Annotated in this window: 20 protein-coding genes; 3 read left to right on the forward strand and 17 right to left on the reverse strand. The window is 44.8% G+C overall.

Translation table 11 applies throughout. The features are described 5' to 3' along the window. Nucleotides 1–59: 59 nt before the first annotated feature. Nucleotides 60–1,439, reverse strand: a complete 1,380-nt coding sequence (gene argH, locus GT674_RS03970) for an argininosuccinate lyase (RefSeq protein ID WP_161284533.1) — start codon at nucleotides 1,437–1,439, stop codon at nucleotides 60–62. Nucleotides 1,440–1,539: 100 nt separating this feature from the next. Further along, the gene (locus GT674_RS03975; protein WP_161284597.1) at nucleotides 1,540–2,199 is read right to left on the reverse strand and encodes an epoxyqueuosine reductase QueH; all 660 of its coding nucleotides are present in this window, start codon (nucleotides 2,197–2,199) and stop codon (nucleotides 1,540–1,542) included. Between the two features lie 180 nt (nucleotides 2,200–2,379). Between GT674_RS03975 and GT674_RS03980 the strand changes: the two genes are divergently transcribed. Then, nucleotides 2,380–3,147, forward strand: coding sequence for an ABC transporter ATP-binding protein (locus GT674_RS03980; protein ID WP_161284534.1), 768 nt, complete (start codon nucleotides 2,380–2,382; stop codon nucleotides 3,145–3,147). Continuing rightward, on the forward strand, nucleotides 3,140–3,934 hold the full coding sequence (locus GT674_RS03985; RefSeq protein ID WP_161284535.1) for an ABC transporter permease: 795 nt from the start codon (nucleotides 3,140–3,142) through the stop codon (nucleotides 3,932–3,934). Before GT674_RS03980 ends, GT674_RS03985 begins: the two co-directional genes overlap by 8 nt. A 27-nt stretch (nucleotides 3,935–3,961) precedes the next feature. On the opposite strand, the gene mobA is transcribed toward GT674_RS03985, so the two are convergent. Together mobA and moaA are read right to left on the reverse strand one after the other, a co-directional pair. Beyond that, complete coding sequence (gene mobA / locus GT674_RS03990) at nucleotides 3,962–4,552, reverse strand: molybdenum cofactor guanylyltransferase (protein ID WP_161284536.1); 591 nt, start codon at nucleotides 4,550–4,552, stop codon at nucleotides 3,962–3,964. A gap of 25 nt (nucleotides 4,553–4,577) precedes the next feature. Then, nucleotides 4,578–5,552, reverse strand: coding sequence for a GTP 3',8-cyclase MoaA (gene moaA / locus GT674_RS03995; RefSeq protein WP_161284537.1), 975 nt, complete (start codon nucleotides 5,550–5,552; stop codon nucleotides 4,578–4,580). Between the two features lie 166 nt (nucleotides 5,553–5,718). Between moaA and fdhD the strand changes: the two genes are divergently transcribed. Beyond that, the gene (gene fdhD / locus GT674_RS04000; RefSeq protein WP_161284538.1) at nucleotides 5,719–6,528 is read left to right on the forward strand and encodes a formate dehydrogenase accessory sulfurtransferase FdhD; all 810 of its coding nucleotides are present in this window, start codon (nucleotides 5,719–5,721) and stop codon (nucleotides 6,526–6,528) included. On the opposite strand, the gene GT674_RS04005 is transcribed toward fdhD, so the two are convergent. The 13 genes from GT674_RS04005 to GT674_RS04065 form a co-directional block, all read right to left on the reverse strand. Beyond that, nucleotides 6,521–6,913 (reverse strand): winged helix-turn-helix domain-containing protein, encoded by a 393-nt coding sequence (locus tag GT674_RS04005; RefSeq protein ID WP_161284539.1) that lies wholly within the window; start codon nucleotides 6,911–6,913, stop codon nucleotides 6,521–6,523. The two genes, fdhD and GT674_RS04005, sit on opposite strands and share 8 nt — an antisense overlap. A gap of 31 nt (nucleotides 6,914–6,944) precedes the next feature. Continuing rightward, nucleotides 6,945–7,487 (reverse strand): molybdopterin-guanine dinucleotide biosynthesis protein B, encoded by a 543-nt coding sequence (gene mobB / locus GT674_RS04010; RefSeq protein WP_161284540.1) that lies wholly within the window; start codon nucleotides 7,485–7,487, stop codon nucleotides 6,945–6,947. Between the two features lie 13 nt (nucleotides 7,488–7,500). Then, nucleotides 7,501–8,706: a molybdopterin molybdotransferase MoeA gene (locus GT674_RS04015; RefSeq protein WP_161284541.1), complete on the reverse strand. Its 1,206-nt coding sequence runs from the start codon at nucleotides 8,704–8,706 to the stop codon at nucleotides 7,501–7,503. Nucleotides 8,707–8,924: 218 nt separating this feature from the next. After that, complete coding sequence (gene fdhF, locus GT674_RS04020) at nucleotides 8,925–11,630, reverse strand: formate dehydrogenase subunit alpha (protein WP_161284542.1); 2,706 nt, start codon at nucleotides 11,628–11,630, stop codon at nucleotides 8,925–8,927. Nucleotides 11,631–11,650: 20 nt separating this feature from the next. Continuing rightward, complete coding sequence (locus GT674_RS04025; RefSeq protein WP_161284543.1) at nucleotides 11,651–13,519, reverse strand: NADH-quinone oxidoreductase subunit NuoF; 1,869 nt, start codon at nucleotides 13,517–13,519, stop codon at nucleotides 11,651–11,653. Beyond that, nucleotides 13,516–13,995, reverse strand: a complete 480-nt coding sequence (locus GT674_RS04030) for a complex I 24 kDa subunit family protein (RefSeq protein WP_161284544.1) — start codon at nucleotides 13,993–13,995, stop codon at nucleotides 13,516–13,518. Before GT674_RS04030 ends, GT674_RS04025 begins: the two co-directional genes overlap by 4 nt. Before the next feature lie 283 nt (nucleotides 13,996–14,278). After that, complete coding sequence (locus tag GT674_RS04035) at nucleotides 14,279–16,159, reverse strand: extracellular solute-binding protein (protein ID WP_161284545.1); 1,881 nt, start codon at nucleotides 16,157–16,159, stop codon at nucleotides 14,279–14,281. After that, nucleotides 16,156–16,971: an ABC transporter permease gene (locus GT674_RS04040; RefSeq protein WP_161284546.1), complete on the reverse strand. Its 816-nt coding sequence runs from the start codon at nucleotides 16,969–16,971 to the stop codon at nucleotides 16,156–16,158. The genes GT674_RS04035 and GT674_RS04040 overlap by 4 nt, the downstream gene beginning before the upstream one ends. Beyond that, nucleotides 16,961–18,034 (reverse strand): ABC transporter ATP-binding protein, encoded by a 1,074-nt coding sequence (locus GT674_RS04045; protein WP_161284547.1) that lies wholly within the window; start codon nucleotides 18,032–18,034, stop codon nucleotides 16,961–16,963. The genes GT674_RS04040 and GT674_RS04045 overlap by 11 nt, the downstream gene beginning before the upstream one ends. 99 nt (nucleotides 18,035–18,133) lie before the next feature. Further along, nucleotides 18,134–18,829, reverse strand: a complete 696-nt coding sequence (locus GT674_RS04050; RefSeq protein WP_161284548.1) for a hypothetical protein — start codon at nucleotides 18,827–18,829, stop codon at nucleotides 18,134–18,136. Nucleotides 18,830–18,853: 24 nt separating this feature from the next. Further along, nucleotides 18,854–20,137: a signal peptidase I gene (locus GT674_RS04055; RefSeq protein ID WP_161284549.1), complete on the reverse strand. Its 1,284-nt coding sequence runs from the start codon at nucleotides 20,135–20,137 to the stop codon at nucleotides 18,854–18,856. A gap of 18 nt (nucleotides 20,138–20,155) precedes the next feature. Continuing rightward, nucleotides 20,156–20,881: a hypothetical protein gene (locus tag GT674_RS04060; RefSeq protein WP_161284550.1), complete on the reverse strand. Its 726-nt coding sequence runs from the start codon at nucleotides 20,879–20,881 to the stop codon at nucleotides 20,156–20,158. 131 nt (nucleotides 20,882–21,012) lie between these two features. Then, a complete protein-coding gene (locus tag GT674_RS04065; protein WP_161284551.1) occupies nucleotides 21,013–21,861 on the reverse strand; it encodes a hypothetical protein in 849 nt (282 codons plus the stop codon). Nucleotides 21,862–21,868: the final 7 nt, after the last annotated feature.

Here is a 21,868-nt window from a genome sequence, read left to right on the forward strand (position 1 = left end):
CATACATATGTTTTCTTTGTACATACTATACCACTTCGTATAAAAATGCAAGAGGTTTTTTAATTATTTTTCAAATATTCTCGATTTAAGGCGATAACCTGTTCCATAACTTTTGGTCCCGGTGCACCATAAGTCTCACGCTTCTCCACACAGGTCTTCATGCTGATTGCCTCATAGATATCCTGTTCGAATACAGGAGAAATTTCTTTATACTCCTCAAGAGGAAGTTCATCCAGAGAAATTCCTTTATCAATACAGGTCAGAACAAGTCGTCCTACGATGCCATGTGCATCACGGAACGGCACACCATGGTTTACCAGATAGTCTGCTGCATCTGTCGCATTTGTAAAGCCGTTTTTGGCGCTTGCCTCCATAACATCCTTACGGAACTCCATGGTAGAAACCATTCCTGTAAACAGGGCAATGCAGCCTTTAACTGTATCAATCGCGTCAAAGGTCAGTTCCTTGTCTTCCTGCATATCTTTGTTGTATGCAAGCGGGATTCCCTTCATGGTTGTCAGAATAGAGGTCAGTGCCCCATAGACACGGCCTGTTTTTCCTCTTACAAGCTCTGCAATGTCAGGATTCTTCTTCTGCGGCATGATACTGCTTCCTGTACTGTAGGCATCATCAATCTCCACAAAACGATATTCATTGGAATTCCAGAGGATGATCTCCTCGCAGAAACGGCTCAGATGCATCATAACGGTAGACATTGCAGAAAGAAGCTCGATCACATAATCTCTGTCAGATACAGAATCCATACTGTTTCTGGTCGGCTCGTCAAAACCAAGCAGCTCTGCAGTATAAAATCTGTCCAGAGGATAAGTAGTTCCTGCAAGTGCACCTGCACCAAGCGGACAGGTATTCATACGCTTGCGGATATCTGCCATACGGCTTCTGTCTCTGCGGAACATCTCAAAATATGCTCCGACATGGTGTGCCAGTGTGACCGGCTGTGCCTTCTGCAGATGTGTGAAGCCCGGCATATACGTATGCACATTATTTTCCATGATCGTCTGAAGTGCTTCCAGAAGTTTCTTAAGCTCTGCATCGATTTCCTCAATCTCATCACGGACATAGAGTTTCATATCAAGGGCAACCTGGTCATTGCGGCTTCTTCCTGTGTGAAGCTTTTTGCCCGGATCTCCGATACGGTCGATCAGATTTGCCTCTACGAAGCTGTGGATATCCTCATATTCGGATGTGATCTCCAGCCTGCCGGACTCTACATCTGCAAGAATACTGTCCAGACCGCCAAGGATCTGATCTCTCTCTTCTTCTGTCAGAATTCCCTGCTTTGCAAGCATTCTGACATGTGCCTTACTTCCACGGATATCCTGTTTATAAAATTTCTGGTCAAATGAAATAGACGCATTAAAGTTGTATACCAGTTTGTCGGTTTCCTTTGTGAAACGTCCTCCCCATAACTGTGCCATAATGTCCTCCTTTTGTACGCTGATTTTTAATCTGACAATATTCTCTGAAAAAGCTGTCAGCACAGAACGTGTTATCAGTTTACCACATTCCAGTGGAAAATCAAGAGGCTGAATTCTCTGAATCTTGTTTTTGCTGTATTTTTCCTTCCTGTTCACGCTTCGAAAAGACGCAGCCACAGTAATTCTGCCGATAAAGATCATATTCATGAGACAGCTCTATTGATCGTTTATAACCGTTTTTCTTCTTAAAATCCGATGGAAGATGTGCTACCCCATAGATTTCTGCCAGTTCTTCCCCGATCTCATTAATTTTCTGTGCGTTCTTGAGCGGACTTATGGAGAGCGTGGTCGTGAAATAATCATAGCCGCCGTCTCTGGCAGCTTTTGCTGCCTCTTCCATGCGGAGACGATAGCATTTAAAGCAGCGCTCTCCGCCTTCCGGAAGCTTCTCCATCCCTTTGACCATCTCATAAAAAACCTGCGGGTCATAGCTTCCTTCCTCGATATGGACCGGATGGGCAAATTTCATTTCCCTGACCAGCCTTTTGATCTCCTCTACCCTCTTACGGTATTCTTCTTCCAGAGAGATGTTTGGATTATAAAAAAATACCGTGATCTCAAAATATTCCGAAAGATATTCCAGCACATAACTGCTGCACGGTGCACAGCAGCTGTGAAGGAAAAGCCGTGGGATCTTATGTTCTTTTTCTATCTCTGTAAGGAGGGCATCCAGTTCCCTCTGGTAATTTCGTTTATTCATCATTTATCTTTCCTTTAATCCTATACTCTGATGTAACCTATCATAACACATATGACTCTCTTCGCATATCTTAAAATAAGATTTTCGTAACTGCGAGAGTACATAACTGTTCACAGTAACAGGGTACTGGACAGTTACAGATTTTCATCTTTTGAATTTACATTGCATGGAGGTATTACCATGAACCCCCTTCTCGAAATCAGAGACGTTTCTCTTTCCTACCATACCGTATCCGGAGAAACCAGGGCTCTTTCACATATATCCTTTCATCTGATGCCTGGCGAATTTCTGGCTGTTGTCGGTCCGTCCGGCTGTGGAAAATCTACGCTTTTGAACCTGATCTGCGGTCTTCTTCCAACAGAAAAAGGTACGATTCTTATGAACGGTACGCCTCCGCTTCCCGGAGACCCCCGCATCGGATATATGCTCCAGAAGGATCATCTTCTGGAATGGAGGACAATTTATCGAAATGTTATTCTCGGCCTTGAGATTCGAAAAGAACTGACCCCCCAGAAGCTCTCCTGCGTTGAAGAGATGCTGAAGACTTATGGGCTGGATAAATTCCGCAATGCCCATCCTTCACAGCTGTCCGGAGGAATGCGCCAGAGAGCGGCCCTGATCCGCACTCTCGCTTTAAAGCCGGAACTTCTGCTGCTTGATGAACCTTTTTCTGCCCTCGACTATCAGACCCGTTTAAATGTCAGTGATGACATCGGACGTATTCTCAGAAAAGAACAGAAGACAGCGATCCTTGTCACACACGATATTTCCGAAGCGATCAGCATGGCTGACCGTGTGATCATCCTTTCCGCCCGCCCGGCTCATGTTGCACGCATCGTTCCAATCAGGCTGTCCCTCACAGAGCGAACCCCTCTCGCTTCTCGCAGTGCACCGGAGTTTAAATCTTATTTCAATCTCATCTGGAAGGAGCTGAACCAGAATGACTGACCTTTCCCCTGCTCAGAAGAAATATCTGACTCATATCCGTCATGAAAAATATCTGATCCGGATATCCAGGATCTTCCTGTTCCTGGGTTTTCTGCTTTTGTGGGAGATTTCCGCCCGAGAGGAGTGGATCGATTCGTTTATTTTCAGCAGTCCCTCCGCGATAGGGCAGACCTTTCTCCACATGATACAGGATCAGTCGCTTTTTGCACACATTGGAATCACACTGATGGAAACACTTATAAGCTTTGCATTTGTGGTATTACTTGGAATCGGCACCGCTGTTCTTCTGTGGGCATGTCCAAAGCTGTCAAAAGTACTGGAACCTTATCTCGTCGTCCTGAACAGTCTGCCCAAATCCGCTCTCGCACCACTTCTGATTGTCTGGCTCGGTGCGAATGTCCGAACCATCATTGTTTCAGGAATGTCTGTGGCACTTTTCGGTTCTGTGATCAATCTTTACACAGGATTTCGTGGGGCGGATCCGGAAAAGTTAAAGCTTATCCGCACGCTTGGCGGCACAAAAAAAGACGAACTGACAAAAATTGTCCTTCCGTCTTCTGTGCCTCTTATTTTAAGTATCATGAAAGTAAATATCGGGTTATGCCTTGTCGGTGTGGTCATCGGTGAATTTATCGGTGCACGATGCGGTCTTGGCTATCTGATCATCTACGGATCACAGACCTTCAAGCTGACATGGGTGCTGATGTCGATCGTGATCCTGTGTGTCATCGCCATGGTGCTGTATGCAATGCTGGATCTCATCGAGAAATATACACTGAAAAAATAAAAAGAAAAGGCGATCTTTCAGGGTCTTTTATTCATACTGATTTTTGCAGACTGTCTCATAAATCTGCGGATCATTGATATTCGTAAAACATACTTCTTTCTCCTGTGCATCATAACAGGAATAACCGATTTCATTCAGAAAACGAAAAACCGAAGACTGTCCTCGTTCCAGAAATTCCCGGATCTCCCTATGCAGACTGGTCTCATAAACTGCTATCAATGACTCTTCCCTTTCATGATGCCGAAGAAGAACCACTCGGCTTAAGCCTTCATATTCAGCTGTCTGAATAAGATTATACAGTTCCGATACCGGGACCAGCGGAGTATCCACACCAAGAACCAGACATCTGTCCGCTCCATCACCGGCTGCTTTACTGAGGCAGGCTTCGAGTCCGCCCAGTGGTCCTCTTTCTTTGATCCGGTCCATCACAATTTCTTCTGTGCAGCCCTCTCCATGATAGCCGGAAACATAAATCCTGTTCACTCCAAGCTGTTTTCCTTTTGCGATCTGTGTCTCAAGAAACGTTCGTCCGTTCAGGAGCAGATCGCTCTTTTCCCTGCCCATACGACTGCTGGCTCCTCCTGCCAGAACGATCATTGCCAGTTTCGTTTCTGCCATACGCCCTTTCCCTCCTGCTTTGTTTTCAGCCGCCGATCTGTGACATCAGCCTGCTTTCGCCTTCATCGATCACCCTTGATGTGAAATGATGTTCTCCCGGCTTTTCCCAGATCACCTTACGGATTGCTTCTGTCAGTTCCTCGTCACTGCAGCCGGTCCGCATCATATCTTTGAGACTTACTCCCGTCTGGTATTGCAGGCATGCCTTGAGATATCCCTCTGAAGTCATCCTGACACGGTTACACTGCGAACAGAACTTGTGGGTCATTGCACTGATAAAACCGATTTTTCCCTGAAAACCAGAGATTTTGTAATAATGACACGGACCATTTCCATATTTCTCTGTGATCGGAGTCATTTCTCCATATGCTCCCTCCAAAACAGAACAGATTTCATCCTCACCACAAAAACGAAATTCTTTGCCATAGCCAATTGGCATCATCTCAATAAAACGCACATGGATGGGATTGTCTCTTGCAATCTCGGCAAGATTTATCAGATTCTCCGGATCTTCGAGAACCGGTACACAGTTGATCTTAAGACCAATCTGCGGATATTTCATGGCTTCTTTCAATCCCTCCAGGACCCTTGCCAGTCCCTCTCTTCGTGTTATTTTTTTGAAAGCCTCTGTATTTAGTGTATCCAGACTGATGTTAATATTATCAATTCCTGCCTCCGCCAGTTCAGCCATCTGTTCTTTCAGAAGAATCCCGTTTGTGGTCAGCGTCACTTTCTCTATTCCTGGAAGTTCTTTCAGCATTCGTACAAGAACCGCACTGTCTTTTCTTGTCAGAGGCTCTCCGCCTGTCAGTTTTATTTTTTTGATGCCTAAAGCTGTCATACAGCGGCAGATTCTCCTGATCTCATCATAAGTCAGGATTTCTTTATGCGCTGTCTGGCAGATTCCTTCCTCCGGCATACAGTAAATACATCTGAGATTGCATCTGTCTGTGATGGATATCCGAAGATAGTCAATCTCACGTCCATATCTGTCTTTCATAACTAAATCTTTCTCCGTTTCTTTTTGTCTACCTATATATTACTCTTTTGAAATTGTCCGTTTTCTGCTATAGTAAAGATATCTGCAAAGGGATTTCTGGCATTACAGCTTATGCAGTCTCTGCTGCTGTTCAGAATCCACTGATTATAATATTGGAGAAATTATTATGCATATTAACGAACAATACCATGATCTTCCATTACTGGAAACAAAAGCCTATCAGTTTATTGGCCGGGATGGACAGAACTTCTCTACAGAAGAGCAGGTTCTGAATGAGCATCTGCTTGATGTCTATATCAATGACCGTCTCACAATGAAGCTTATCTGTCTTCCACAGCATCTCACAGAACTCGTCCTTGGACGGCTTCTGACAGAGCACATCATCCGTTCCGTCGATGACATCGAGCAGATTTATATCTGCGAATATGGAAAACGCGCCAAAGTCTATCTCCGCCCGTCCCAGAATAAAGAGTCCGGAGCCCTGGGGGCTTCCTTTGTGGAGACCACTCCCTCCTGCTGCACCGGAAACCATATCCTCAACGATTATTTTTCCTCGGACCATCCACCGGTTCCGGTTACTCCGATCGAATGGAAGTCTGAATGGATCTTCCATATGGCTGATACTTTTGCCGATGGAATGCCTCTTCACAGTGTTACCTTTGCCACGCACAGCTGTCTTCTCGCCCGAAAAAATGAGGTTCTTTTTTCCTGTGAAGACATCGGCAGGCACAACGCCCTCGACAAAGTGATTGGATATGCCCTCCGGCACCAGATCGATCTCAGGGAATGTATGATTTATTCCAGCGGCAGGATTCCCACCGATATGGCAATAAAAGCGATCTATGCCGGCATTCCGATTCTCTGCTCAAAGGCATCTCCCACTGCGGAAGCGATCGAGCTTGCCAGAAAATACCAGCTGACACTCATCTGTGCAGCAAGAAGAGACCGTATGAAAGTCTTCATAACTGTCAGCTAAAATATTTCTCGAAATATTTTTCAAAAATCTTCTGACCTGTCTGCTGCATTTCATCTAATAATGCTTCATATCGTTTCATAAATTCACGGCCCTCTTCGGTAATTTTGGAATTTCCACCATGAGGGCCTCCATTATATCTGTCAAGAAAGGTAAAACCCATCTGTTCCTCCGCACGATTCAGAAGCTTCCAGCATTTGGAATAAGACATTCCCATCTTTTTGGATGCTGCATGAATCGTTCCTTCCTCATCAATATACTGCAGAAGATGAAACAGCCCCGGCCCAAAAAAATCCGCATTTTTGGTCAGGATCACCTTTGTCTTGACACCAAGATCACAGGCCTGTGTTTCTGCAGTACCTTCTATATTCTCATTTCTTTCATTCATTCCGCGTTTTTATTACTCCTGTTTTTGTATATCATAAACTACTCTGTTTTTTCTTCCATAGCTGACAGATCCACTCCGCAAGAGGTTCTGTTTCATCAAGCTCAAAAAATGGGATCTCCTCCACTTCTTCACCGGCATCATATTTCAGTTCTTCCCTCGAAATATCAGTCACTATTCCCTGAAGGAATCTCGGGTCACAGACAGAACACAAAGAATTTGCCTTTCGTATCACTTCGATTTTGGGATATTCCGAATGTTTGAATCCTTCCAGCAAAATAATATCTGCTTCCGGAAATAAAGAGATCAGTTCCTCCGTTGACTCTGCCGGATGATATTTGACCATCATGTATTTCGTACCGGAAAAAACAAGCGTCCCACAGGCTCCGGCTTCTCTGGCCTTCCAGGTATCTGTTCCCGGTATATCCGCCTCAAATTCATGCCCGTCATGCTTGATCACAGCCGTATTAAGGTTTCTTTTTTTTAATGCCGGCAAAAGTGCGGTGATCAGTGTTGTCTTTCCTGAATTCTTGATTCCGCTCACTGCCAGTATCAGTTGTTTTTTCTGTGTTTTCATTCTTTCTGTCCTGTCACAGAAGAAGAACTTCTGCCTGTTCCCCGGCATAGTTTCCTTCTCTTGCAGCCTCCATCTCGATCAGACAGTTACATCCTGCCATTGTTGCAAGGATTCCATTGGAATGAAGTCCTGACGGGATCGTCACCGTCTCTCCATCCGTAACTGCACGCACATAGCGCCGACCTTTGATCTTCTTCCCAAATTCATTGGTCAGTGTGCATTTTTTCCTGATCGTGCCAAGCCCGGGATCCTGTGTCATCTTCTGCACCATCGGCCGGATCAGAACGTCAGCCGATACCACTGCGCCAAATGGATTTCCGGAAAGACTCAGAATCGGGGTATCTTTGTACACAGAAAAAAGCGTCGGCATTCCCGGTTTCATTTCTATCCTCCAGAAAATCCTCTCTGCCCCGAGTTCCTTAAGTGCCTCATGCATAATGTCCTTTTTTCCGACGGAAACTGCCCCTGTTGTGATGATCATATCTACTGTCCCGACAGTTCCTTCAAGAGCCTTCGTCATATCCTCCGGACAGTCTGCGATCTTGTCCACGCGAATCAGCTCTGCCCCAAAATCCATCAGACGTGCGGCAAGAAGACTCTGGTTACAGTCATAAATCTTCCCCTGCTTTAACTGCTCACCGGGAATCATGACTTCATCACCTGTTGTCAGGATGGCAACCCTCGCCCGCCTTCTGACAGGCACTTCTGCCACTCCCATGCTTGCAAGAATTCCGATTTCTACAAAGTCAAGCTTCGTACCTGCCCTCAGTAAGACCGTACCCTTCTTAAAGTCCTCTCCCTGAAAGCAGTAGTCCTCCCACTGCTTCATGCTCTTATAAATCTGTACCCTGTCCTCTCCGTAGTCCGTATCCTCCTGCTTTACGCAGCAGTCACATCCCTTCGGGATCGCAGCTCCTGTCATGATTCGAACAGCCTCGCCGGACTGTACCATTCCATCATAATACTGTCCTGCATCAACCTCCCTGATCACCTTAAGCGTTACCGGATTTCCCGGTGCCGCCCCCGTCAGATCTTCTGACTTACAGGCATATCCGTCTATTGGCGAACGGTCAAACGGAGGATTGTCAAGCTCCGCTTTCATATCCTCTGCAAGTATTCTTCCCCGTGTCGAAAGCAAGTCTACTGTTTCTGTTTCCTGTATGATCCTTGTGTGGATCAATAATTGTTCAATTGCATCTTCTACCTTAAGATTCTCCAAAACTTTATCCTGCCTTTCAAATATCATCTTCCGAACCGCATTTCGCTGACGATATTTTATCACTAAATGTTACAATCCTATTTTCGTTTTATTGTAACATATATACAAAAAATCCTCAACTTATAAAAAAAATACAGGGAATATTTTATTCCCTGACGGGTTTAAAATATTCCCTGCTGACGGACAACTATTCCGTTCTCTGTTTCAAGGCAATGTGCCTATGCCTTTTCAATTCGAATTGCGCATACTTTATATTCCGGAATTCTCGCATATTTATCAAGTGCGGCATTGGTAAGCCAGTTTGCGTTTCCATCCGGGAAGTGGAATGGCATCCAGGACTCTCCCTTGGATACTTTTGTTCCTACACGGGCTGTGGATTCTATCTGGCCTCGTCTTGAAGTCAGTCGTACCCTGTCTCCGTTCCTGATTCCAAGTGCCGCTGCATCCTCCTCGTTCATTTCAATAAAAGAGCTGCCCTCTATTTCCATAAGTTCCGGTGTTTTGCCTGTCATTGCTCTTGTCGTATAATGATACAGGATTCGACCAGTCATCAGGATGATCGGATATTCCTCATCCGGAAGTTCTGCTGAAGGAATGTATTCTGCAGGATAAAACCATCCAAGACCTCTCGCGAATTTACCGACATGCATAATCGGTGTTCCCGGATGATCCTTTGTCGGACATGGCCACTGAAGGCCCTTTCCGCCTACCTCTTCACTGTCCAGACGGGCATGACTGATTCCGCCAAAGGATGGGGTCACAGAAGAAATCTCATCCATGATCTGTGCCGATGTCAGATGTTGCTGCGGATATCCCATACGGTTCATAAGATCAATGATGATATCTGTATCCAGTCTTGCATTTCCAGGAATCGTCACTGCTTTGCGAACACGCTGCACACGACGTTCGGTGTTGGTAAAGGTTCCTTCTTTCTCTGCATAGCTGACACCCGGAAGGATCACATCTGCATACGCTGCTGTCTCAGTCATAAACAGTTCCTGGATCACAAAGAATTCTAGGCTTTCCAGTGCTTTAATGATATGATGGGTATCCGGATCTGTAACAACCGGATCTTCACCATAAATATAAAGACCTTTGACATCTCCCTTGATTGCTGCCGGAAATACGTCTGTTGCATGAAGTCCCGGATTCGGGTTCAGCTTCGTATTCCATGCCTTTTCAAACTTGGCAACTACTTCCGGATTCGCCACCTTCTGATATCCCGGGAAATCTGTCGGAGATGCACCCATATCACAGGCGCCCTGTACATTGTTCTGGCCACGAAGTGGGTTGACACCACAGCCCTCACGGCCAAGTTTACCTACAAGGAGTGCCATATTGGACATGGACATAACACCCTCCGTACCGGTAGAATGCTCTGTTACACCAAGGCAGTAAATGATCGGAGCCTTATCTGCCTTTGCATACATGATGGCTGCTTTTCTCAATTCATCTGCATCGATATGGCAGATTTCTGCAACCCTCTCCGGTGTATAATCCTTAACGATCTCTTTGATCTTCTCATATCCCTCAGTTCTCTCTGCGATGAATTTCTCATCCTGAAGTCCCTCGGAGATAATAACATTCATGATACCGTTTGCAAATGCAACATTGGTTCCCGGTTTCAGTTTCAGATGAATATCGGCATGCTTTGCAAGACCAATATCACGCGGATCTACAACGATCAGCTTACAGCCGCGCTGTACTGCCTGACGGATCTGCATACCAACAACCGGATGTGCTTCTTCCGGATTTGAGCCTACCAGCATGATCACATCTGGTTTCCTGGTGATATCCTCGATCGGGTTTGTCATGGCACCGGAACCCAGCGTCATTGCCAGACCTGCTACAGATGCTGAATGACATACGCGTGCACAGTTGTCCGTGTTATTGGTTCCAAAGCAGGTACGAACCATCTTCTGAACCATGTAAATATCTTCATTCGGTGAACGGGAGCAAGCAAAACCGGCAAGAGAATCTGAACCATATTTCTTCTTGATCTCCATGAACTTAGATGCAACCAGATCAAGTGCCTCATCCCAGGTTGCTTTCTCAAATTCACCGGTTTCTTTGTTCTTGATAAGCGGATCTGTGATTCTGGACGGATGATGTACGAAATCAAAGCTTCCGCTGCGTCCCTTAACACAGAGAAGTCCCTTATTGGACGGACCGTTATAAGCTTCTGTATCAACAATCTTACCATCCTTGACCAGCAGATAATACTGACATCCTGTTGCACAGTGCGGACAGGTTGTAAGCACCTTTTTGTCGATTTGATATGCACGGTAGTTCTTTCTTCGTTTCATGGTAAGTGCACCAGTCGGACATGCCTGCACACAGTTTCCACAGGATTCACAGGTACCGTCTGCCCACACACCTTCGCCATTTCCGATCACAGACTGGAATCCACGTTCCAGAGTAGCGATCGCACCTCTTCCTACAATCTGATTACAGGTGTTGACACATCTGTGGCACAGGATGCACAGACTTGGGTCATAGGTAAAGAATTTGTTGGAGTCATCAATCTTTCCTCCGCTCTTCTCTCCTTCATAGCTGGAGCCATCCAGTCCATACTCATATGCATAGTCCTGAAGTTTACAGTCTCCATTGCCCGGACAGGAAAAGCAGTGAATATTGTGATCCGACAGAAGCAGATCCAGTGTCTGCCTTCTTGACTCGATCACTTTTTCTGACATGGTGAAAACCTCATCACCCTCAGAAACCTGCATGGTACAGGCTGTATCTATCTTGGTTCTTCCGTTATTTCTGACTTCAACCACACACAAACGGCAGGAGCCATCCGGAAGCAAGTCTTCTATATAACATAAAGTAGGAATCTCAATTCCTGCCTTCCTGGCTGCATGAAGGATGGTCGTCCCCTTCTCCACTTCAACAGGCTTTCCATCTATCGTCAAATGAATCATGTCATCCTCCTCCTTTTCGTTTATTTCACGCTGATTGCTTCAAAAGTACAGTTTTCCATACAGGTTCCGCACTTGATACACTTTGTCTGATCGATCTTATGCGGTTCTTTCTTCTCTCCTGTTATCGCACCTACCGGACAGTTGCGGGCACACTTCGTACAGCCCTTGCATCTGTCAGGATCAATCTCATAAATCTTCATTGCTTCACATACATGGGCACGGCATTTGCCCTCCACAATATGTTCCTCATATTCATCGCGGAAATTCTGCAGCGTACTGATAACAGGAAGCGGTGCACTCTTTCCAAGTCCACAGAGTGAACGGGACTGAATAAATTTTGCAGTCTCTTCCAGTTTATCCAGGTCCTTAAGTTCTCCCCTGCCCTCGGTGATCTTCTGAAGCAGTTCCAGCATACGCTTCGTTCCGATTCGGCATGGGCCGCATTTTCCGCAGGATTCTCTCTGCGTAAAGCCCATAAAGAATTTTGCGACATCAACCATACAGGTATTTTCGTCCATAACAACCAGTCCGCCAGAACCAATGATCGCATTGAACTTCTTGACGGAATCAAAGTCAAGTGGTTCATCCAGATGCTTCTCAACCAGACATCCGCCGGACGGTCCTCCGATCTGCACTGCCTTAAAGGCTGCTCCCTTCTTAATACCGCCGCCAATGTCATAAATAATGTGACGCAGTGTTGTTCCCATCGGAACCTCGATCAGACCTGTGTTCTCTATTGCTCCTGTCAGAGAGAAAGTTTTGGTTCCTGTACTTCCCTCTGTTCCAATGGAGCGATACCAGTCAGCACCGTCAAGAATAATTCTCGCAACATTTGCATAAGTCTCTACGTTGTTCAGTACGGTAGGCTTCTCCCAGAGTCCCTTTTCTACTGTACGCGGTGGTTTTACACGAGGCATTCCTCGTTTGCCCTCAATAGATGCTGTCAGTGCTGAACCTTCACCACATACAAAAGCACCTGCGCCTCGGTTGATATGTAAATGGAAGTCTATGCCGGATCCCAGGATATTATCTCCGAGCAGTCCATATTCCTCCGCCTGTGCAATTGCTTTTTTGAGTCTGGCTACGGAAAGCGGATACTCTGCACGTACATAAATATATCCATCATGTGCACCTACTGCATATGCAGCAATGATCATACCTTCCATAAGCTTATAAGGATCTCCCTCCATTACGGAACCATCCATAAATGCACCCGGGTCTCCTTCATCACCATTGCAGACTACATATTTCACATCAGATTCAATGCGCGCTACCTGACTCCATTTCTTTCCCATCGGAAATCCGGCACCGCCTCGGCCACGGATTCCGGACTTTGTGATCTCTTCAATAACTTCTTCCGGCGTCATCTCAAAAAATGCCTTCAGAACCGCCTGGAAACCACCCACTGCGATATATTCATCAATTGATTCTGCATCTATATTTCCACAATGTTCCAGGACGATTCTCGTCTGCTGATTCAGAAACGGAATATCCTCCGGCTGCCTGCAGACTTCCTCGTCATGTTTATAAAACAATCTGTCAATCGGTTCTCCCTTTAAGACTGTCTTCTCTACGATCTCTTTACAATCCTCTACCTGCACATGTACATACTGCAGATGCTGCGGTTCTATACGAACCAGAGGTCCCAGCTCACATAAGCCCTGGCAGCCGGTCTTTATGGTTCCGATATGCGGTACATCTTTCTGCATGCTGACCTCTACGCCGTCAATTCCCTCACAGAGTCTGCACATTTCATCATAAATCTTCTGTGATCCGGAAGCGACACAGCCGGTACCTGAACAGACAAGGATACGGCAGGTATAGGAATTGATTTCTTCCTGAGCTTCTATCTGCTTCTTTAACAGGTCATCTTTACTTGTAATACTCATGCCTTATCCCCCCTTAATTCTCGGATCAGTTTTACTGCTTTATCCGGTGTCATTTTTGGATGAACGTCCTCATTCACCATCATAGTCGGTGCCAGTCCACAGGCACCCAGGCAGGACACTGTTTCAACTGTAAACATCATATCATCCGTTGTACATTTTCCGTCAGCCAGCCCCAGTTCCTTGACAATGGCATCCTTTACCGGCTGGGATTTCCTTACATGACAGGCAGTTCCGTCACACACCTTGATCACATATTTACCCTTTGCCTCAAAGGAAAAATTCTCGTAAAAGGTTGCCACACTGTACGCTCTTGAACGGGTCACTCCAATCTCATCTGCTACATAATTGAGAAGTTCTCCCGGCAGATAACGGTATTCCGCCTGAATATCCTGCATGATTGGAATCAGCGAAGCCGGTTTGCGGCCATAAACGGCAATGACCTCATCCGCCTTGTCATAGTATGTTTTGTCTAACATTCAATTCCCTCCTTTATTGATACATCAAAAATTCTACGTTTCCCCCTGGATATCTTTTATTATATAGGATACTTTTTAGCATTGCAAGTATATAATTGTGAAGTTTGTATATTTTTATCCTGTTTTCTCTTTTATTTTTTGTATAATTTTTCAAAACAAGTCGGTAAGTTTAATCTAACTATCGTTTTTTATTATAAAAAATGCACAAAAAAAGTATGAGCTGTCCATTTTTCGACAGTCCATACTTTTTATAATGATTTGTAACTGTTCAGTACCCTCACAGTTACGATGATTTTACTTTATTCCACAGATCTCCATACGTCTGATCTGCTTCTGTTCCAAGATACTGGAAGGTTTCCAGATTGTCATATTTCGAAAGATCCGGGAATGCGATCTTACTGTTTCGGATATCGTCATCCTCGATCAGCTCTCTTGCCGCCTCGTTCGGTGTAGAATATGTAATATAATCAAAATTCATCAGGGCAATATCCGGTCTGCAGAGGAAGTTGATGAATTTCTCTGCATTTTCTTTATGCTCTGCATTCTTCGGGATTACCCAGGAATCAATCCAGATGTTGCTTCCTTCTTTCGGGATCACATATTCCAGATTCGAATTTTCTTTCTGTGTATAAATTGCCTCGCCGGAATAGATCACGCCGATGGCCGCCTCATTTCCGATCATTTTGTCACGCACCTGGTCAATGACATATGCCTGCACGAGAGGTTTCTGTTCAATCAGGAGATTCTTCGCCTCGGTCAATTCATCCAGGTCTGTGGAATTCAGAGAATAGCCAAGATATTTCAGTGCCACGCCAAAAGCATCACGGACTGAATCCTGCATCAGAATGCTGTCCTTGTATTTCTCATCCCAGAGAATGGACCAGCTGTCTACAGGCTCATCCACCATTGTCTTATTATAAAGAATCCCCACGGTTCCCCAGCAATATGGTACAGAGTATTTATTCTCCGGATCAAACTGCCTTGACTGTTCCAGATACTGTTTTCCAATGTTTTTGAGATTCGGGATATTATCGAAATCAATCTCCGAAAGCAGATCATTTTTGATCATTCGCTGAATCATATAGTCGCTTGGACAGATCACATCGTAAGCGATCGCACCGGAACTGATCTTAGGATAAAGAATTTCGTTTGTCTCAAATTCTTCATAGATCACATCGATCCCCGTTTCCTTCTCAAAGATAGTCAGAACCTCCGGATCAATGTATTCGCCCCAGTTATAAACAACCAGCTTTTCATCATTCAGGACATCGCTTTCTTTGGCATAATAAAAACCGCCTCCGATAAACACAATACAGATTGTAACCGGAAGTACACGGCGGATGATGATCTTCTTGACTTTGGAAGGTCTGCGGACTTTTTTTCTTGCCGCTGCCTCCTCATCCTCCTTTGGAGAATAATTGACCAGAATAAGAAGCACCAGAACCGTCACAAACATGATCGTGGAGAGTGCATAAATCTCCGGTTTGATTCCCTTTCGTACCTCTGTGTAGATTTTGGTTGAAAGTGTATCAATTCCAGGTCCCTTGGTAAAATGAGTGATAACAAAATCATCCAGTGACATCGTAAAGGCCAGCATAAATCCGGAAAGCACGCCCGGTACGATATCCGGGAATACCACCTTAAAAAATGCTCTGACCGGAGATGCCCCAAGATCCAGAGCAGCTTCATAGGTGTAACGATTTGTCTGCTTCAGCTTCGGTGCCACGCTTAAGATCACATACGGGATGTTGAATGTGATATGAGCAATCAGGATCGTTCCGAAACCAAGCGTCATATGAAACGCAATAAAAAGAAGCATCAGAGATACACCCATAACGATCTCTGCGTTCATCATCGGGATATTGGTAAGTCCCATATACATGGTCTTCCATTTCTGTTTCATTCCCTGGATTGCAATTGCCGCCGCAGTTCCGATGATCGTTGCGATCGCTGCAGAAACAAACGCAATAATAAGTGTCGTATAAAAAGCACTCATGATCTGTTCATTCCGAAACAGTTCTCTGTACCATTTCAGGGTGAAACCACCCCACTTTGCCCTGGTCTTGGACTGGTTAAAGGACAGTACGATCAGGGTTACAATCGGGGCATACAGCAGAATAAAAATAAGTGCCAGGTAGATTTTCTGTAAGTATTTTCTGATCAAAATGCCGCACCCCCGTCTTCGTTGTCATATTTTGCCACAAGAGCCATACTTGCAATGATAAATACCATCAGTACAAGAGAAAGTCCACTTCCCACATGCCAGTTACTGTTCTGTTTAAAGGACTGTTCGATCACATTTCCAATCAGAAGGATCTTGCCGCCTCCTAAGAGATCAGAGATAACAAAAGTCGTCAGTGCCGGTACAAATACCATCGTGATACCGCTGATCACACCCGGAATACTCAGTGGAAAAATAACCTTTAAGAAGGTCTGTACCGGATTTGCTCCCAGATCACGAGCGGCATTGATGACGTTATTGTCGATCTTGATCAACACATTGTAGATTGGAAGGACCATGAACGGCAGGAAATTATAGACCATACCAAGAACGATTGCATATGGTGTATTGATGATTTCCAAAGCCGGCAGATGCAAAAAACTCAAAACACTGTTGATAACACCGTTCTTTTCGAGCAGAGTCTGCCACGCCAGTGTACGCAGAAGAAAATTCATCCACATCGGCAGAATAAAAATAAGTACTACAAAGCTTGTCTGGTTGACCTTTTTCTGACTCAGGATCATTGCCAGCGGATAGGCCAGAAGCAGACAGAATACTGTACTCAGAAAAGACAGCAGGATGGACATTCCCAGTGCTTTCAGATTCTCAGGTGTCGTGATCTGTGCAAGGTTTGCAAACGTAAAGCTTCCATCATCACTGGTAAATGCATAATATACGATCACCAGAAGCGGGATCACAACAAAAGATACTGCCCAGAACAGATAAGGTCCGGCAAGCATACGCTTATTCTTCAATGTTTACCGCCTCCTCATCTTCTGACTCCGGTTTCTTCATGATCTGAATGTCAAACGGATCCACATGAATGCTGACCTCTGTTCCCACCGAGAACATATCCGTACTGTGTATCAGCCACTCATAATTGTTTGCCATTACCTCCATCTCATAATGGACACCCTTAAAGATCATATGTGTGACCACGCCGTCAATACTTCCTTCGCCTGGTTTGAGAAGATCAATATCCTCCGGACGGATCACAACGTCGACCGGCTGATTCTGTCCAAATCCCTCATCTACACATGCAAAATTAACTCCAAGGATCTTGACCAGACGATCCTCTACCATAGTTGCAGAAATAATGTTGCTCTCTCCGATAAAATCTGCCACAAAAGCGTTCTCCGGCTCATTGTAGATTTTTTCCGGTGTTCCGATCTGCTGGATATATCCCTGGTTCATAACCACAATGGTATCTGACATGGTAAGAGCCTCTTCCTGGTCATGCGTTACGTACAGGAAGGTGATTCCCAGTTCATTCTTAAGACGGATCAGCTCATACTGCATATCCTGACGCATCTTAAGATCCAAAGCTCCCAGAGGCTCATCCAGAAGAAGCACCTTCGGTTCATTTACAATTGCTCTTGCAATCGCAATACGCTGCTGCTGGCCACCACTCAGGGAATCCGGCATACGGTTTTCGAATCCATCCAGATTAACAAGCTTCAATGCGTATTTGATCTTATCATAAATATACTGTTTACTTTTATTTTTTATTTTTAATCCAAAGGCAATATTTTCCGCAATATTCATATGTGTAAACAATGCGTACTTCTGAAATACGGTATTAAGCTGTCGCTTATTTGGCGGAAGATCTGTGATATCCTGCCCGTTAAAGATCACGTGTCCTTTATCCGGTGTCTCAAAGCCTCCCAGGATACGAAGTGTAGTGGTCTTTCCACATCCACTTGGACCAAGAAGCGTCAGGAATTCATTCTCTCTGATATAAAGATTCAGTTCATCCAGAACTGTCTGCATCCCATAAGATTTAGAAATGTCGATCAAGTCGATCAGCTTATTACTCATTGGCTGTCCTCCTAAAATATCCCCTCTTTTTTACAAATATTCTATATAAAATAGCAACTTTCTTTTTGTATCATAAAAACGTTCTGATTTCAATAGGTTTCAGAGGATTTCAGCATAATTTTTTGTATCCGCTTCCATTTCATTCTCTTCGGGTAATGGCTCACATTCCACCGGTTCCATATCTTCTGAATTTTCACTCAGATCCTCCAGTTCAACCTCCTCCCACTCTGCTTCTTCTCCAGATTCCGGAGTACTCTCCTGCGTAGTTTCAGGAAGGAATGAATCTGTAAATTCTGCCTCCGACTGCACCTTTCCATCGGCTTCCGGTGCACACAGCGGGCTGTCATCCGCGTTGACCTTTACTACTCCTGTCAGTGTCTTTGCGTATGTATTATCTGTCGACGCAGTAATCTTATATGTATGCCCTGCCTTCAGTCCACTGACCACAATTTCCACCGCATTTCGCTGCCCTTTTGTTATGGTTCCTGCTGCCGGGCTGACTGTAAGACTGCTTTTTTCATCTTTGTCTGTATCTCTCACTTCCACCACATAGTCAATATCCACTTCCGAATATCTCTCTTCATTTATATAGTTCATCAGAGTCACCGACGCCATTGTATCCTCTTTTACCATCACCTGATGTACGCCGCCATCCAGCAGATCACTGACAAAATAAAAATTCCTGGCATTTACTACACCTGTCAGTTCTGTCTGTCTTATATATTTTGCCGACACAGAGGAAATGGAAATCATGATCATACAAAAAACTGCCCAAAATATCTTTGTCCCTGTCATTTTTCATCCCCTTTCCTGTCTGTATCAATCAATCTGCTCTGTCTTTAGTGTGACAACAAAAGTCTCTGATCTTCCGGCATAATCTTCATTCCTCTCTGCCTGATTCTCACTCACCGGCCAGACAATTTCAAGAATATAGCCATGCACTTTCGGATCATCTGCCAGAATCGTATCGGAAGATACTTCAATTTTGTCTGCCAGGACTGAACCATCGCTTAACTGCTTTTGCTCTGTGTTTTCTGTTGTTTTGTATATTCTGAACACCAGTGGCAGATTCTTATCTCTGCTGGCTGCATAAATGGCATACCTGACTGCTGTCTCACTTTTATTTGTTACTTGAATTTCATACTCAACGGCTTCTCCCGGTGCTATGGAGATATTGGAAATTTCCTGCATAAGCGTCCCTGTCTCCATTACTTCAAATTTCGCCGCGACCGCACCGTTTTTTTCCGATACCTGTGTCATGCATCTCGCAAAAATATCAGACGCTATCCAGCTAAACAGTACGCTTATCCAGAATAAAACGGCTAATATCTGTATGATTCTGTTATTTCGAAGTGTTTTTCTCTGACATTCTGCATGACCTATTTCCTGCCTGAGTATACGGATCTCTTCCCTGACAGCATTCAGTTCCTGTGCTTCCTCGTTTTTTCGCCGCTGCAAAAAATATTCGATCAGAAAAATTATCGTACAAAATAACAACATCCCTCTCAGTGTACAGACCATGCTCAGGACAGTTCCCAGACATGGGATCCACCCGATCACCACTCCCTGAATTTCGGACCTGTCAAATGCCGGATCAGGTGCATTGTTCGCATCTCCCTGCGTTATGATCTGGTCCTTTCTGATCTCTGTGATACGATGTACTACCAGGCTGTTTCCGGATTGATATACCACAATGTCTCCTCTGTTTACCTTCTGCGTTTTTCTGACGATCAGAAGGCTCCCTCTGGAAAAAGTGGGTTCCATGCTTCCGGAAAGAACATTTGCCACACCAATACCAAACGGCATGGGCATCGGACTCCCCGAGACATCCTGCGCCTTCATAAAATATAGACTTATCCCCAGTATCAGCCAGAAAAGTCCCCGGGAAATTCTTCGTAAAATCCCGGAATTTATGCGGCGGCAGCTGACAACCACAGCCAGTATTCCTGATGCAGCAAGCATAATGAGCCAGCTTCCGGTCTGCGCACTGTCACCGGTCTTTGGTGCTTTCTTTAAGACACTGCCCGTATTCTTTGACCATGCCTGGACAAAATCCTCAGATTCCTCTGTGCCTGCCTCTTCTGCTGCAAGTGTATGTATCACTACTCTATAGGAAATTTCCTAATGTTCGTTCTTTTGCTTTGCAGATATGTTTCCCGTGCCGGCGGAAAAATCTCCATAGAGCGTATCCTGTTCATCTTTGCCCCGCTCAAATCTCCATCTCCAGTAAAGCGTGTACTCTGCATTTCTCCCCGGACAAAGCTTTCTTTTTTCACTTATCTTACTGAATTCTTCTGCGCTCAGCCATTTTCCTCTTCTGTCCATCCAGCCATTGCTTCCGGATATACGAAATTCCAGCGGAATCTCATAATTACTGAAATTACTGTCAGCCTCAAACCAGACTTTATACTGTGCATTCCTTTTGCCTGAATTTTGCAGTGAAAATGTATAATCGCCCTCCGTCCCAGGTGCCACAGCCTTCTGGGTGTTCCTGCTCTGCACAGTTATTTCATCGCTCTTATTTCGGCAGGAAGTATGAAACAGTTCAATGGGAGTCTCCGTATTCCATACCTTCCGGTCATCCAAAACCTTAAACTCAAAAGTCTCTGCCTGCTTTTTGGTAAGCTTTGCAGTTGTACTCTGCATGGCCATCGCTCTGTGTATATTCTGATCTGCACTCATAAGCCCCTTATAAAGGCTGATCTCACGATCACTGTGACAGATATGCAGCACGGACAGGACAGACACAGCTGTCACAAACACAAAAACAGACAACATAAGTATCAACTGACAAAGCCCGTGATTTTTGTGATTCCTTTTTTTCGCAGTAGAACTGTTCTTTGACATCTTCTTTTCTCCTTCTTCTGACCTTCCCAAAAAGCAGAGAGGATTCTGGTTTTTGGAAAAGTCAGAAAACGTCCCTGTCCTGCCACTGAACAAGGACGAAGTCTGACTGATCGCAGTTATATGTATCCAGGTTAGTCAACCTGAGTTGCTGTCATCTGAAGTGTATATCCAATTTGTGTACTATATTTATCAGCAACAGCAGGAGTCATTGCACTGACTTTCTGACCATCTATCGTGAGATCCGTGTTTTTTGCAATGATATCACCAAGAACCGTATCATAGGCATCATTTGGCTCATGTCCTCCACTTACCTTAATGCTGTTTGTATTTGTATCCTTATCAAACTGCCATGCCCATTTGAGTTCCACCGTCAGATCAGCTGCTGTATTAGGGGTGTCATATGTAACTTTAGTATTGCTAAGGGCCTTCATTGCAGCCTCCAGAGTTTCAAAGGTCTGAACCGTATTTAATGCATTAATGCTTACTGCATTTTCCTCCGTACCTGCCTTACTTATTTTGGCATCTCCACTTCCTGTATGTTTAATTTTCACACTGTAATTTACCGGATAATACGCTCTTTCTACGGGACTGCCGTCTGGTTTGGTATACTTGACATCGGTGCCAGCATAAGAATAAGCCAGTCCGTTTTCCAGATATACGTCATTTTCGCTGCTTCCTTTAAACGTGATCTCATAGGCTGTTTCCGGTGTTCCTGTTACAGCATATATTGCTGATCCGCTGGTTCCCGGTGCAACAATCTTTTCGCCTGCTTTACTTGTTGCGACACTGGAATCATAAGAATCTTTAAATGTGGAACTGCCTGTACTGTTCATGACAATTCCCCATTTTGCAACTCTGGCCGAATCAGTTCCTTCTGCTGTAGTCGTATACTTCGCCAACGTTCCGGACAGCACACTTGCTGTAAGTAATACAGCTACCCCCAGGGCGGCTGTGTTTCTCATCATTTTGTTTTTCTTCATTGCTATG

This window comes from Blautia sp. BIOML-A1 (assembly GCF_009883055.1).
Taxonomy (GTDB): domain Bacteria; phylum Bacillota; class Clostridia; order Lachnospirales; family Lachnospiraceae; genus Blautia_A.